This window comes from Psychrobacter sp. AOP31-B2-9 (assembly GCF_052378005.1).
Classification (GTDB): Bacteria; Pseudomonadota; Gammaproteobacteria; order Pseudomonadales; family Moraxellaceae; genus Psychrobacter.
On sequence record NZ_JBQSXG010000285.1, the window covers coordinates 1 to 1,091 of the forward strand.

The 1,091-nt window shown below is 36.4% G+C and carries 1 protein-coding gene and 1 pseudogene; one reads left to right on the plus strand and one right to left on the minus strand.

Annotation, left to right across the window (positions count from 1 at the left end):
- Positions 1–85 precede the first annotated feature (85 nt).
- Complete coding sequence (locus tag ACT3SX_RS15205; RefSeq protein WP_192519465.1) at positions 86–253, minus strand: hypothetical protein; 168 nt, start codon at positions 251–253, stop codon at positions 86–88.
- Positions 254–701: 448 nt separating this feature from the next.
- Here ACT3SX_RS15205 and ACT3SX_RS15210 point away from each other — a divergent pair.
- Positions 702–1,091: pseudogene (locus ACT3SX_RS15210) on the plus strand (anion:sodium symporter); the annotation flags it as partial.

Here is a 1,091-nt window from a genome sequence, read left to right on the forward strand (position 1 = left end):
CCAGAAAAAAGAGAGCCAAGACGAGAAAAGCACTCATCATAATGATAAGCGCCTATTATTTTTACTGTAAACGTAAAGCGGTAACTTATTTATTACCTTCTTCTTTATGATCTTCATGTTCATGCATACCTTGCATCATATCAAGTGCAGAATCATCAGTACGTTGCTGATCTTCTTTGGCTAAACCGTCTTGATTGATGTCCTTAGGTGCCATCTTAGTGGTTGAATCTGTTTTACTTGCGTTCGTCATCATGTGCTCCTGTTTGTTTTTATTAACTTTCTGGCGTAAAATCTAGTGGAAATATGTTCGTGAATTTTACCATTGATATTTAGTGTTTAATTTGAACTGATAGTAAGTATGAGAGTCCGAGGTATTCTTGTACAGGTAGAGTGTGAGCATGTTTAGTGACGGTGTGTAACCAACATCACTATTGTTTTAACTGATTTTATTTGGCATTAGTATTAGCAAGTTTATATAAGTTGAATACGATGCAGGCACTGATTGTTCTAATCTGGGTCTTGATTTTTTATCAACATAATAATGTGATAGGAACTTATTAAGTTCTTCGTCAAGTCATTTTTCTGTTATATATCTGTTATGATAGCCACGTATTTTTTTGGGTAAGTGACAAAGTGATTACTACAGTGCCCATTCAATGTAAGGTATTTTCACATTGTCTTTGAGTAAATAAGGACGTTTTATGTCAGAACAAAAACTAGACAGCCATCTACCTAGTGATGGCAATGAGTATTTATTTACCGATACCTTTCCAAAAGGAACTGGTAAAGGGCTAGTGGTTGTCGCTATTGCGGCGATTGTCGCTATGATTATCTATAATGTTTTGCCATTTGATATCAATGCTAATAAAGGTCTTGCATTGTTGTTTTTCATTGGTGTGCTTTGGCTAACAGAAGCACTGCACGTTACAATTACAGCGCTATTAGTGGTTGTAGTGGGTGCGTTGATTGGTATCCCAGATTTCAACGCCAAAATTGGTTTACAGAGCTTTGCTAGTCCGACTATTTATTTGTTCTTCGGTGGTTTTGCTTTAGCTGCAGCGCTGCATGTGCAACAGTTGGACAAAAAAATT

Bases quoted from the DNA above. Each gene is read 5' to 3' on its own strand.
- ACT3SX_RS15205 (WP_192519465.1), bottom strand. From the start codon at position 253: ATGATGACGAACGCAAGTAAAACAGATTCAACCACTAAGATGGCACCT.